The organism is Pseudoxanthomonas sp. GM95 (genome assembly GCF_900109775.1).
GTDB lineage: Bacteria > Pseudomonadota > Gammaproteobacteria > Xanthomonadales > Xanthomonadaceae > Pseudoxanthomonas_A.
The window spans coordinates 692297-705314 of record NZ_FOAX01000003.1; the positions used below are offsets into that span (position 1 = coordinate 692297).

Genomic DNA, 13018 nt, shown 5'->3' on the forward strand with positions numbered 1-13018 from the left:
CGCTGCGCCTAAATCCGGATCACCACACGCCGCGCGGGGAAGCCGGCGTGTCCATCCTCTTTCCGGACCTACCGCCATGCCCAGCTCTGTCATGCCGTCCGCGCGCCGTGGGCGCACGTCGTCCCATCGCATCCTGCCTGCGCTGTCTTGCAATCCGTTGACCGCCGCGTTGCTGCTGGTGCTGGCCCTGCCAGCGGCTGCCACGGCCCCGGCTTCGGGCAATGCGGCCGCGGCACCGGCGACGCAGGCCAGCGCGACCGGCACGGCCACGACGCAGGACGACGACACCACTTCCGTGCAGCCGCAGTCGGCCGAAGCCGCGGCCAGCTACTTTGCCGCCAACGGCCTGGGCGATGGCAGCGATGACGCCACCGCCAGCGGAACCAATGCCGTGGCCGTCGGTGCCGGCGCCGACGCCACCGGCGACTACGGCGTGGCGATCGGGTCGCACGCGACGGTGACCGACGCCTACGGCATCGCCATCGGCCACAACGTCACCGCCGGCAATACGGCCATCGCGATGGGCGACGGCGCGCAGGCCACGGGGCAATCGGCCGTGGCGATCGGCGGCAGCTTCTTCGGCAGCACCTATGGCGACTCCGACGGCGCGCGTGCGACCGGCTTCGGCGCGGTCTCGCTGGGCGCCTACGCCGGCGCGACCGGCAGTACCTCCACCGCGCTGGGCTGGTCCTCTTCGGCCATCGAATCGGGCACGGTCGCGGTGGGCAGTTCGGCCCATGCCGAAGGCGTCTACGCGGCGGCCTTCGGCAGCTCGACCTATGCCACCGGCACGGCCTCGACCGCGCTGGGCTACGGCACCGTGGCCAGCAACGATGCGACCGTTGCCATCGGCACCTTCGGCCAGGCCGACGGCTTCGCCGGCGTGGCGGTGGGCTATTACGCGACCGCCTCGGGCGATGGCGCCACGGCGCTGGGCGAAAGCGCGCTGGCGCAGGGCCAGCAGAGCGTGGCGATCGGCGCCAGCAATGCCGGCGTGTATACGCAGGCCAATGGGTTGGGGTCGGTGACGGTCGGCGCCGGCTCGTGGGCGCTGTCCGACTACGGCGTGGCCATGGGCTTCGACAGCCATGCCGATGCCATGTACGCCACCGCACTGGGTGCGCAGGCCATTTCGACCAGCACCAGCGCCACTGCGCTGGGTGCGCAAAGCTTCTCCGATGGCGATGAAGCCACCGCGGTCGGCTATATCGCCAGTGCTTCGGGGCTGGGCGCGTCTGCGTTCGGCGCGGGCGCCAGCGCGTTCGGCGATGGCGGCCTGGCACTGGGCACCAACAGCGCGGTGATCGGCGCCAACAGCGTCGCGCTGGGCGCAGGCAGCTTCGCCGACCGCGACAACACGGTCTCGGTCGGTGTGGCCGGCGCCGAGCGCCAGGTCTCCAACGTGGCCGCCGGCACCGAGGACACCGACGCGGTCAACGTCGCGCAGCTGAAGTCGATGACCCAGAACATCGGTGACGACGACCTGTATTTCAGCGCCAACGGCGCCGGCGACGGCACCGATACGGCCACCGCCAGCGGCACCGGATCACTGGCCGCCGGCAGCAGCGCCGAGGCCACTGGCAATTACGGCGTGGCGCTCGGTTCGCGCGCCGTGGTCAGCGATGCGTATGGCATCGCCATCGGCCATAACGTGCAGGCTGGAAACACCGCGATTGCGATGGGCGATGGCGCGCAGGCGACCGGCCAGTCGGCCGTGGCGATCGGCGGCAGCTACTTCGGCAGCGCGTTCGGCGATTCGATCGGCGCGATCGGCAGCGGCTTCGGGGCAGTGGCGCTGGGTGCGGCAGCGTCGGCCACGGGCAGTACCTCCACCGCGGTGGGCTGGGCGGCGCATACGGATTTCAGCGGCGGCCTGGCGATGGGGGCTTCGGCCGGCGCGATGGCCGATGGCGCCGTCGCGCTGGGCGCGTCCTCGTATGTCACCGGTATCCAGGGCACGGGCGTGGGCTATGGCGCCTACGTCACCGGCACGGTCGGCGTGGCCCTGGGCGGCTACAGCGAAGTCACAGGCGCATTCGCCATGGCCTTGGGCTATGGCGCGCAGACCGTCGGCGACGGCGGCATCGCGGTGGGCGAAGCCGCCTTGGCGCAGGGCCAGCAGAGCGTGGCCATCGGCGCGACCAACGGCGGCATCTCCACCCAGGCCAACGGGCTGGGCAGCACGACGGTCGGCGCGGGCTCGTGGGCGTTGTCCGATTACGGCGTGGCGCTGGGCTTCGACAGCCATGCCGATGCGATGTACAGCACCGCGCTGGGCGCGCAGGCGTTGTCCACCAGCACCAGCGCGACGGCGCTGGGCGCCAGCACGTTCGCCGATGGCGATGAAGCCACGGCAGTGGGCTATATCGCCAGCGCCTCGGGAGTGGGGGCGGCAGCGTTCGGTGCCGGTGCCAGCGCATTCGGCGATGGCGGCCTGGCCGTGGGCTACAACGCCGCGGCGGTCGGCCTCAACAGCGTGGCGCTGGGCGCGGGCAGCTATGCCGATCGCGACAACAGCGTGTCCTTCGGCGTGGCCGGCGCCGAGCGCCAGCTCACCAACATCGCCGCCGGCACCGAGGACACCGACGCGGTGAACCTCTCCCAGCTGCACGCACTGGCCGACACCCTGATCCTGTCCGGCGGCGCCACGGTCGACGGCATGGGCGAGATGGCCGCGGCGTTCGGCGGCGGCGCCGGTTACAGCGCGGCGGGAGGCTTCGTGCTGCCGAGCTACAGCATCCAGGGCGGCAGCTACACCAATGTGGGCGACGCGTTGACCGCGCTGGATGGCGCGTTCAGTGGCCTGTCCGATCGCCTGGCCTCGCTGGAAACCGCACCCGCGGCCGGCAGTGGTGCCGGTGGCGTGGCGGTTGGCGGCGGTGCTGCGGATGGCGCGAGCGTGGCCGATGGCAGCAATGGCGTGGCCGTGGGTGCTGGCGCACAGACCGGTGGTGAGAACGGCACCGCCGTTGGCGGCGGCGCGTATGCGGCGGGCCCCAACGACACCGCGATCGGCGGCAACGCCAAGGTCAACGCCGATGGCAGCACTGCGGTCGGCGCCAACACCGCCATCGCGGCCGAAGCCACCAATGCGGTGGCCGTGGGCGAAAGCGCGTCGGTGAGCGTGGCCTCGGGCACGGCGGTCGGCCAGGGCGCCTCGGTCACGGCCGAAGGCGCGGTCGCGCTGGGCCAGGGCTCGGTCGCCGACCGCGCTAATACCGTCTCAGTCGGCAGCACCGGCAGCGAACGCCAGGTCACGCATGTGGCCGCGGGTACCGCAGCGACCGACGCGGCCAACGTCGGCCAGATGCAGGCTGGCGACGCACAGTCGGTGGCCACGGCCAATGCCTATACCGACACCACCGCGACGCGCACGCTGACGTCGGCCAACAGTTACACCGACCAGAAGCTCACCGCGATGGACGACCGCTTCACCCAGCTGTCCAACGATGTGGGCCACAAGCTGGCCGCGCAGGACAAGCGCATCGACCGGATGGGCGCGATGGGCTCGGCCATGATGAACATGGCCATCAACGCGGCCAACTCGAAGAGCGCCAAGGGCCGCATCGCCGCCGGCGCCGGCTGGCAGAACGGCGAGGCCGCGCTGTCGGTGGGCTACGCCAAGCAGATCGGCGAACGCGCGTCCTTCAGCATCGGCGGCGCCTTCAGCGGCGATGACACCTCCGCCGGCGTCGGCTTCGGCATCGACCTGTAATCCCCAGCCCCGACCTGTCCGGCACGGGCCGGGCAGGGCCTTCCTTTCCCGCACACCACCGGCCGCGCTGCACGCGGCCGCTTCCGACCGAGGCCTCAATGATGAATCCGATGTCCAAGCCCCTTCGCCGCAGCCTGCTGGCCGTCTCGCTGGCCCTGGCCGTCTCGCCCGCCATGGCGCAGGCGGCGCGCTATTCCACCCTGCAGACCGGCGTGGCCAGCGAGCCCACCGCGGTCTACGACGGCCTGATCGTCACCTACCGCAGCGGCGCGGCTGAGCGCACCAGCACCGCCGCCGCCGCGACCAAGCTCAAGTCGGCGATGGCCACCACCGCCGTGCGCAGCCAGTGGAATGCGCAGTTCCGCCAGGCGCCGCCGGTGTTGAACCGCGTGCGCCGCCTGGCCACCGGCGCCGATCTGGTGCGCCCGGCCAGCAAGCTCAGCCAGGAACAGCTGATCAGCCTGATGCAGACGCTCAAGGCCGATCCCTCGGTCGCCTTCGTCGAGCCCAACCTGCTGATGAAGCCGATCCGCGCCACCGCCAAGGCGGTGCTGCCGCCGGGCCAGACCGCGCCCAACGATCCCAACGCCGTCGTGCAGTGGCACATGCGCGCGGCCGATGGCCATGCCGAGCACACCGAGCAGGACACCAGCGTCAGCTTCCCCAACTGGGGCGGCATCAACGCGATCCCGGCCTGGCAGTACGGCGACGGCGACGGCGTGGTGGTGGCGGTGATCGACACCGGCATCACCGCTCACCCGGACCTGGACACTTCGCTGGCCGATGCCGGCTATGACTTCATCACCGACGGCTACATCTCCGGCCGCGCCACCGATGGCCGCGTGCCCGGCGGCTGGGACCTGGGCGACTGGACCACCGACGACAAGTTCCTGGTCGAGAACGGCGGCTGCGCGCAGAGCTACGAGCAGTCCGACAGCTCCTGGCACGGCACCCACGTGGCCGGCACGATTTCTGAGCTGACCAACAACAGCGTGGGCATGATCGGCGTGGCGCCCAAGGCCAAGGTCCTGCCGGTGCGCGCGCTGGGCCATTGCGGCGGCACCACCGCCGACATCGCCGACGCGATCACCTGGGCCTCCGGTGGTCACGTCGATGGCGTGCCGGACAACCAGCATCCGGCCGAGGTGATCAACATGAGCCTGGGCGGCTATGGCAGCTGCGCCAGCGATGGCGTGACCTCGCAGGCCATCACCGCCGCCATCGCCCGTGGCACCACCGTGGTGGTCGCTGCCGGCAACGACAACAGCGATGCCAGCGCCTACAGCCCGGCCAGCTGCCCCGGCGTGATCAACGTCGCCGCCACCGGCATCACCGGCAAGCGCGCCTCCTATTCCAACTTCGGCAGCACCATTACCCTGGCCGCGCCGGGCGGCGGCGCTTACACCAACGACGATCCCAGCACCGGCACCACCGTGCGCGCGGGCTTTGTCTGGTCGACGTTGAACCTGGGCGCGCACGAGCCGGGCACTCCGACCTATGCCGGCTACACCGGCACCTCGATGGCCTCGCCGCACACCGCCGGCGTCGTCGCGCTGATCATCAGCGCCGCCCTCAACGCCGGCAAGCCGATTCCAACCCCCCAGCAGATCCGGGAAATCCTGACGCAGACCTCCAACGTGTTCCCCATCAAGCCGACCCTGCGCATAGGCGCGGGCATCATCGATGCCGGCAAGGCCGTGGCCCGCGCCGCCGGCCTGGCCGGCGGCGGTGACGAAGCCAACGCGGTGCTGCTGGCCAAGGGCCAGGTGCTGTCCGGCCAGAGCGCCGCGCAGGGCGCTACCCAGCTGTTCCGCCTGGACGTGCCGGCCAATGCGCGCAACCTGCAGATCCGCACGCTCGGCGGCAGCGGCCAGGTGAAGATGTACGTGCGCGCGACGCGTGCGCCCAGCGCCGACGGCAGCGATGCCGACGTCAGCTCGGTCCGTGCAGGCACCACGCAGAACATGCAGACCGCCTTGCCGGTGGCCGATAGCTACTTCATCCGCCTGGTCGGCGGCACCGGCGGCTACAAGAGCATCAGCCTGACCGCGACCTACTCGACCTACTGACACGCCTGAAAACCTACGCGCGCTGCGCGCAGGCCTGGGATTTCCCTTTGCCCGGTGACGCCCGTCTGCGTCACCGGGTTTTTTTATTCCCCGCGCGCCGGCTGCGGGCCGAAGCGGCCGTAGGGCTTCGAGTCGTCCGCGCCCTTGCGCAATACCTGCGCGGCGATCAGCGCCAGCACCTGCAGCACCAGGCAGAAGCCGACCAGCGCGCTCCAGCCGCCGTGCTGCCAGAACCAGCCGCTGACCGAGCCGACCACGCTCGATCCCACGTAGTACGCCAGCAGGTACAGCGAGGCGGCGTGGCTCTTGCTGGCCTGGCCCAGCCGGCCGACCCAGGCGCTGGCCGCGGCGTGGGCGATGAAGAAGCCGATGGTCAGCAGCACGATGCCGAAGATGATCACCGGCAGCGCGTGCGTGGCGGTCAGCACCAGGCCGACGATCGCCAGCGCCGTGCCGCCCAGCACCACCGGCCCGCGGCCGAAGCGGTCGGCGCCGACGCCGGCCACCGACGAAGCCACGATGCCGAACACATAGGCACTGAAGATCAGGCCGATCTGGCTCTGGCTCAGGCCGAATTCCGGCCCGCCCAGGCGAAAGCCGGCGTAGTTGTAGACGCTGACGAAGGTGCCCATCAGCAGGAATGGGATCGAGAACAGCCACGGAAGGTAGCGATGGCGCAGGTGCCCGCCCCAGGCCTGCAGGTGGAAGCGCAGGTTCACCCCGGCGCGGCGCACGAAGTTGCGCGACGGCGGCAGCAGCAGCACGAAGCCGATCGCCACCAGCAGGTCGAACGCGCTCATCACCGCCAGCGCCGTGCGCCAGTCGAAATGATCGGTCAGCACGCTCATGCCGATCCGGCCCATCATCCCGCCGAAGGCATTGCCGCCCACGTACAGCCCGGTCGCCGCGCCGAGCTTGTGCGCGGGCAGTTCCTCGGCCAGGTAGACCATCGCCACCGCCGGCACGCCGCCCAGGGCGATGCCCGACAGCGCCCGCACCACTACCAGCGTTTCCCAGTGCGGGATGAAGGCGGCGATGCCGTTGAGCAGCGCCGCCAGCGCGATCGAGCCGAACATCAGCCCGCGCCGGCCCAGGTTTTCCGACAGCGCGCCGGCGCAGAAGATCGCGATCGCCAGGCCGCCGGTGGCCAGCGACAGCGGCAGCGAACTGGCCGCCGCGCTCACCCCGAAGCTGCGTGCGAACTCCGGCAGCAGCGGCTGCACGCAGTACAGCAGCGAGAAGGTCGCAAAGCCGGCCAGGAACAGCGCCAGCCGGATGCGGCCCAGCGGCAGGGCGGCATCGGCGGTGGAATCGAGGGGAGCGACGCTGGCAGAAGGCCGGGACATGGCCGTGGCTTGGGGACAGGGGCCGGCAGTATCGGCCCGCCGGAACTGCGGGTCCAATATATGATGCAGGCGGTCGCTATCTTTTTCAGATATGGAGCGAGATGGAGCTGCGCCACCTGCGCTACTTCCTGGCCGTGGCCGAGGAAGGCAATTTCACCCGCGCCGCCGCGCGCGTGGGCATCAACCAGCCGCCCTTGAGCCAGCAGATCCAGGCGCTGGAACAGGAGCTGGGCACGCCGCTGTTCGTGCGCACGCCGCAGGGCGCGCGCCTGACCGATGCCGGCGCGGCGTTCCTGGTGGAAGTGCGCCGGGTGCTGGTCGACGTCGATCGCGCGGCCGATTCCGCGCGCCGCGCCGCCCGCGGCGAGAGCGGCCGCCTGCGCCTGGGCTTCACCGCCTCGGCCGCGTTCAATCCGGTGGTGCCGGCGCTGATCCGCGACTACCGCCGCGCCTGGCCGGCGGTCGAGCTGGCGCTGGAGGAAACCAATACCGCCGGGCTGCTCGCCGCGCTGGCCGACGGCCGCCTGGATGCGGCCTTCATCCGCTATAGCGTGTCCACGCCCGCCGAGCTGCAGCTGATCAAGTTCCCCGACGAGCCGATGAAGATCGCCGTGCCCGCTGCGCATCCACTGGCCGCAAAGACCCGCGCGCCGCTGTCGGCGCTGATCGGCGAACCCTTCATCCTGTTCCCGCGCAGCTTCGGCAACAGCCTCTACGACGAGATCCTCAGCGCCTGCCGGCAGGCCGGCTTCAGCCTGGCCATCACCCAGGAAGCGCCGCAGATGTCCTCGATCGTGAATCTGGTCTCGGCCGAACTGGGCGTCTCGGTCGTGCCCGAATCCACCGCCCAGCTGCAGCTGCCGGGCGTGCGTTATCTCGAGATCGAAGGCCGCGTGCCGATGGCGCGGCTGGCGCTGGCGTCCATGCCCGAGCACGTCCACACGCCTCCGGCGCTGCGCCAGCTGCTGGCCCTGGCCAGGCGCTGACCCACGCGGTTCAGCGCTTGGGCGCGGCCGTGCTCCAGGCAATCAGCACCAGCAGCGCCACCTGCACCGGGAAGCGCAGCACCAGCGCCCACACCGGCACGCCAAATCGTTCCGGCTGTTGCAGCATGTAAACGTGCGCCGGCGTGACGGCCAGCGTCAGCAGGAACAGGCCAATGCCCGCAGCGCGCCGGCTGCGCCACCACAGCAAACCGGCAGCGCCCAGCAGTTCGAAGACGCCGCTGACGATCACCGCCAGCCACGGCCAGGGGATGTACGGAGGCACGATCCGCATTTCAGCGTGGGTCAACGCGAAGTGCGCGATCCCGCCCAGCAGGAACCACAGGAACACGAACACGATGCCGGCCACGCGCCCGCGGCCCAACGGCACGGGACCACGGGCATGCAACAGCAGGGGCGTTGGCTTGGGCAAGATGCGTCTTCTCGATGCGCGTCCAGGCCGAAGACCTTACGCGTGTCGCGCGGCGATGCCGTGATCTAGGCCGCGGCCCGCGCCCAGTCCGTGAAAGAACAAGGCCGCGTTGCGGCGGCCTTGTCTGTCGATCACATCTCAGGCGTTGCTGAAATCCAGCGCGCCGGTGAGATCGCCCGGCGGCGGGCCACCGGCGGCGACCATCGCCTCTTCGCGCAGCTTCAAGCCCGGCAGCTTGTCCAGGCCCCAGCGGCGCGTGATCAGGCGCGCGATCGAGCCGGTGTCGTAGATCGTGTGATCCACGTGCCCGCGCTTGGCGAACGGCGAGATCACCAGTGCCGGAATGCGCGTGCCCGGACCCCAGCGGTCGCCCTTGGGCGGCGCCACGTGATCCCACCAGCCACCGTTCTCGTCGAAGGTGATGACGATGACCATGTGCTTCCACTGCGGGCTGTTCTGCAGCGCGTGCACGATCGCGGCCAGGTGGCGGTCGCCGGCTTCCACGTCCGAGTAGCCGGCGTGCATGTTGAGGTTGCCCTGCGGCTTGTAGAACGCCACCGGCGGTAGCTTGCCGGCCTGCGCATCGGCCAGGAACTTGTTGGTCGCCGCGGTCTCGCCCAGGCCGCCATCGCGCAGGTGCTGCTTGCGCGCCGGCGTGCCCGGCGCGAGCGTGGCGAAATAGTTCAGCGGCTGGTGGTGCGCCTGGAAGTTGGGATGGCTGGGGAAATTGCCATCCACGCTGTCGCCCATGCCGTCCAGCGCCGCCTGGAACGCGCCGCCGTACCAGGCCCAATCCAGGCCCTTGGCGCTGAGCATGTCGCCGATGTGCTTGTGCACCTGCGGCGGGCAGGTGTTGGCGCTGGTCGCGTCGGCCAACGCGGGATTGGCCTTGTCGACGTTGAAGCCGGGCGAGTAGGGCGGGCCGATCGTGTTCACCGTCCAGAAGTCGGGCGTCAGCGTCGGGCGCGAAGTGAACTTGGCCACGCCGTCCATCGCGCTCTTGGGGCTGTCTTCGGCCGGGATCAGCGCCTTGCCGGTCGGCTTGCCGTCGGCGGTCTTGGCGATGTGCAGCTTGGCCGGGCTCTTGTCCGCATCGGGATAGAACGGCGGCTGCGCGGCGACCAGGTACTGATGGTTGAGGAACGAACCGCCGAACGCGCCCATGAAGAAGTTGTCGCACAGCGTGTACTGCTGGGCCAGGCGCCACAGCCGCAGGTTCACCGCCGAGTCGCCGTAATGACCCATCAACAGCGCGCCGCTGTCGCCCCAGGCAACGAAGCCATCGTTCCTGCCGCCATTGATCTGCATCTGGTTGCGGTAGAACTCGTGCACCAGGTCGCGCGTAACCACGCCATGCGGCAGCGGCTCGCCATGCGGCGTCTTCAGCGCGAACGGCGCGTTCGCCAGCCCGGTGACCGCATCCTGCTTGATCTGATAACTGCGGTGGTTGACCACCTGCACGTCCGGCACCAGCCCGCCCCAGATCGGCGGCAGCGTCTTGAACGGCTGGCCGTTGCGATCCTTTTGCATCGCCTTGGCCGGATCCAGCGCCTTCAGCGGCTGCTGCAATCCCGGGAAATCCGCAAACAGATTGTTGAAGCTGCGGTTCTCGGCAAACAGCACCACCACATTCTGCACGTGGTCGCGCAGCTGCGCATCGGTGACTGGCGTGCTTGAAGCAGTGGCGCCGGAGCTTGCGGGCTTGTTGCCCTGAGCTGCGGCTTTGTTGGCAGCGGCAGCCGCCTCGCCTCCGGCCGCCAACGCCGCACCTGCAGCGGCCAAGCCGCCCAACAAACGCCGGCGCTGTGGATCGGAAGGACGGGAAGAATCTGAAGTGTCGTCGTCGTGCTGGCTCATCGTAGACCGGTCATCAAAACAAGAAGGCGCCCCTCACGGAGCGCCTCCCAGTGTGCACAACCCACATGACCGCCGTCAGGCATGAAAGTCACGGACGCCAGTGCCCGTTGTGTGTCAGCTCATGACATCAACTTTCCACATGCTGGAAAATCCATCGACAACCCTCAGGCCTTGGGTGCCGGGCTGGTCGGCGGCGGCGACACGTCGCGGCTGCTGGGCATCGGCGGCGGCGAAGACGGCAGATCGAAACGATGTGCCTGGCGGATGGCGTTGTTGTCGACCAGCGAATAGCGCCCATCCTGCACCTTCCAGGAGAATGTGCCGGTCGGCGCCTGCCTGATCTCGCGCGTGGTGAAGCTCGCGTCATAGTTGCCGTCCGCGCGCGGTGCCGTCTCGATGGCCATTATGAAAATGACCTGGCTGTTGACCGGCTTGCCGTCCTTCATGGCCGGGGCCGTGATCATCTCGCTGATGTTCTCACGCATCAGGCGCGACCAAGCCGCTTTCAGGCGGATGGGCGCGGACACGCTGGTCACTTCGCCTTGTTTATTGACCTTCACCAGCACCGGCACCAGATCAGAAGACACCGGCGAAATCGTGATCCCCTCCGGCAAGGCCATCTGGGCTGAAGCGCCCGAAGCGGCCGTCACCAGCACGGCAAACAGCGTGGAAAGCGCAATCCTTTTCATGTCATCCATTCCTCTAGATAGGTTGGGTGCGGCGTGGCAGCCGCTTGCACAACGTCCTCGTCAAAGGCGTCCTAGCCCGACTTCGCTATTCAGCCTCGGATGTGCCCACGTCGTAGATTGCACGCCAGACATAACGTGCCTCGGTACGTGGACGTCATTTGACTGTCCTCCTCCTCGCGGGCCGGGTCAATAGGAAGTGCGTGACCCGAGCGTTCGCCTGGTCACTGCCTGAGGGCGGCAAGCGAGGCGGCTTCCAGGTCGGCATACAACGCGAACTCATCCGCCACCTTCGCCCCAAGTGCGGCTTCGAACTCATCCCGGCTCTCATGCGCCGCATACGCATGCTGCTCGGCCCCGCCCAAGTTCGACTGGAAGATGCCTGCCGCGCTGACAGGCAGGAAGTCTTCGTAAACGATCGGATCTGCCGTCGCCAAGCCTGCGGCGATCAGCGCTTCGGCCGGAAGCGACCGCGCGCTGCTGGATTCTGCAAGGCCACGCTCGGTCAATGCATAGTGGAAGTAGCCCAGTCCTTCGCGCCGCAAGGTGTCGAGGTCATCCGGGAACTGGGCGAAGGCGGCCGCCAGGCGCTCGCTGTAGTCGCCGCCGGTGCTGCCTGCACCGCCTGCCTCTCGGGCCTGGTTGAGCAGCTGGTCGTACAGCGCCCTGCCTTTCGGCGTGAGCGCCAGTCCGCGCTGTTCGATCTCGCCGAATCGCGCGGTATGCGTGCCGCGCTCGGTGCCGCTGTCGCCGGGAAACGCAACGGCCTCCTCCAGCGCTTTGAAGCTGGTCTGGCGCAACAGGATCGGCACCAAGCGACGCGGCGGCCCTTCGATCACCGCCTTGGCATCGATGCCGCGTGCCTGCATTTCTTCCTGCGCCGCATCGATGTCCAGCGTCCGCGGCGTCAGGTGGTTGATATGCGGACCGCGGAACGACACAACGTCAGCAATCAACCGATGCGCGTCGTGCAGCGCGTGATAGGTGGCGTGCGACACCGTCGCATCCCCATGCCAGCGGAAGGTCTCCAGTGCCTCCCTGACGAACTGACGCGCATCAGCTTCTTCCAATCCGCCATCGCGCTCGCACTGCGCGATCAGCGCCCGCGCGCCTTCAGTGAAGATGTCGCGTTGCTGCAGGATGGCATCAACCTCCGCACGTAGCTCGGCATCCTCGATCAATTCCAGACGCAGCAAGGACGTGAACACACGGAACGGATTGCGTGCCAGCGCTTCGGCCGTCACCGGGCGGAACGCCGTCGAGTGCACGGGCACGCCCGCAACCGAGAGGTCGTAATAGCCCACGGGCACCATGCCCATCACCGCGAACAGCCGGCGCAGCATGGTCAGCTCCTCCGCGGTGCCGACGCGGATCGCACCGTGACGCTCCTGATCAAGGCGCGCCCGCTCGTGATTGCGGGTCAGCTGGTCTTCCAGCGCGGGATTAGCGGCCAGCGTCTCGGCATTGACCTTGGCGACCAGTTCCATCAGCGCGCCGTACAACGGCACCTCATTGCGATACATGTCCGACATGGCCTGGGCGAACAGGCTGCGGATCTCATCGGAAGACATGAAGTTGCGGGACATCGAACGCTCCAAGCGAGGGAAGGCCTGGCGCGGTGGGACGCGTCCGGCAGGCCGCTATTGTCTGCGTGCGTGGCGCCATCCGCCATGTGCTTTCTCTTGCTTCTCTATAACAAGCTGCCCGTCATAGAAGGGCTAGCGCGGCATCCCGATGCGGTTGCGAAGAAAGGGCTTGACGCCTTGGCGAAACGGCCCATAATCCGCGGCCCACTTCGGCGGATCCGGGCTTTACCGGAGCCAATAAAAGTGACTTGAAAAGACTTCTTCGGAAGTACTTGACGAATCACGGGAAGTCCGCATAATTCGCGGCCCGCTTCGACGGCTCCGGCACTGCTGGTGAGGTTGA

Annotated in this window: 8 protein-coding genes; 3 read left to right on the forward strand and 5 right to left on the reverse strand. The window is 68.8% G+C overall.

Features of this window, described 5'->3' with window-relative positions; all coding sequences use genetic code 11:
- The first annotated feature begins 76 nt into the window (after window positions 1-76).
- Window positions 77-3715 carry a YadA-like family protein gene (locus BMZ17_RS17915; protein WP_093142106.1) on the forward strand — a complete coding sequence of 1213 codons (3639 nt, stop codon included), beginning with the start codon at window positions 77-79 and terminating at the stop codon, window positions 3713-3715.
- A gap of 110 nt (window positions 3716-3825) precedes the next feature.
- Window positions 3826-5784 (forward strand): S8 family peptidase, encoded by a 1959-nt coding sequence (locus BMZ17_RS17920; RefSeq protein WP_254775428.1) that lies wholly within the window; start codon window positions 3826-3828, stop codon window positions 5782-5784.
- 83 nt (window positions 5785-5867) lie between these two features.
- Here BMZ17_RS17920 and BMZ17_RS17925 read toward each other — a convergent pair whose 3' ends face one another.
- Entirely contained in the window at window positions 5868-7130 is a 1263-nt protein-coding gene (locus tag BMZ17_RS17925) for an MFS transporter (RefSeq protein WP_093142113.1), read from the reverse strand.
- 101 nt (window positions 7131-7231) lie between these two features.
- On the opposite strand from BMZ17_RS17925, the gene BMZ17_RS17930 reads away from it, so the two are divergent.
- Complete coding sequence (locus BMZ17_RS17930) at window positions 7232-8116, forward strand: LysR family transcriptional regulator (RefSeq protein WP_093142117.1); 885 nt, start codon at window positions 7232-7234, stop codon at window positions 8114-8116.
- Window positions 8117-8126: 10 nt separating this feature from the next.
- Here the strand turns inward: BMZ17_RS17930 and BMZ17_RS17935 are convergent, their stop codons facing one another.
- From BMZ17_RS17935 to BMZ17_RS17950, 4 genes are all read right to left on the reverse strand, one after another.
- The gene (locus BMZ17_RS17935; protein ID WP_217645841.1) at window positions 8127-8546 is read right to left on the reverse strand and encodes a DoxX family protein; all 420 of its coding nucleotides are present in this window, start codon (window positions 8544-8546) and stop codon (window positions 8127-8129) included.
- A gap of 138 nt (window positions 8547-8684) precedes the next feature.
- Window positions 8685-10403 carry an acid phosphatase gene (acpA, locus tag BMZ17_RS17940; RefSeq protein ID WP_093142124.1) on the reverse strand — a complete coding sequence of 573 codons (1719 nt, stop codon included), beginning with the start codon at window positions 10401-10403 and terminating at the stop codon, window positions 8685-8687.
- 164 nt (window positions 10404-10567) lie between these two features.
- A complete protein-coding gene (locus tag BMZ17_RS17945) occupies window positions 10568-11059 on the reverse strand; it encodes a hypothetical protein (protein WP_217645842.1) in 492 nt (163 codons plus the stop codon).
- A 254-nt stretch (window positions 11060-11313) separates the two neighbouring features.
- A complete protein-coding gene (locus BMZ17_RS17950) occupies window positions 11314-12675 on the reverse strand; it encodes a 2-oxoadipate dioxygenase/decarboxylase HglS (protein ID WP_093142132.1) in 1362 nt (453 codons plus the stop codon).
- Window positions 12676-13018: the final 343 nt, after the last annotated feature.